The organism is Arthrobacter sp. 10T425 (assembly GCF_056393985.1).
Map to the genome: position 1 here is coordinate 1 of NZ_JBFTGZ010000061.1, position 515 is coordinate 515.

Here is a 515-nt window from a genome sequence, read left to right on the forward strand (position 1 = left end):
GCTCGAACACCACTTCGAGCGGCATATCGAGCACGAGGTGCGCCGGGTCGGCGGGTACGCCGACGATATTCGTCATCATGCGCGGGCCTTCCTCGAGTTCCACCACGGCAATCACGTAGGGCGTCTGGCCGGCCCAGCCCGGCATGGCCAGGTGGCTGATCACATAGGAATACAGGCGCGCACGGCCGCTGGCGCGGACCCACGACAAGGTCTCGGCACCGCATTGGTGGCAGTGCGGGCGTGGATACAGCACGTGCGTGCCGCAGCTGTCGCAGACCTGGAGGCGCAGTTCGCCGGCCTGCGTGCCTTCCCAGAAGGGGCGCGTGCCGGGCACCGGCTGCGGCGTGAATTTCGCGACGGGGGATGGAGTCGGGGTCATGCCGGAACGCCCTCGCGGTGCGGGATCTCGCCCGAGATCAGCGCGTTGGGCGCGGCGCGGGCCACCAGATCGGGGATGTGCGCCGACAACTCCTCCGGCAGCCAGCGGCCCTCTTTCTCGATGCGAGGGCCGGCGT

The 515-nt window shown here is 69.5% G+C and carries 1 protein-coding gene; it reads right to left on the reverse strand.

All coding sequences use genetic code 11. The annotated features are described in order from the left end of the window. A partial coding sequence (locus AC1DDH_RS20510) for a Zn-ribbon domain-containing OB-fold protein (protein WP_476956217.1) occupies positions 1-379 on the reverse strand: 379 nt, incomplete at its 3' end. Positions 380-515 lie beyond the last annotated feature (136 nt).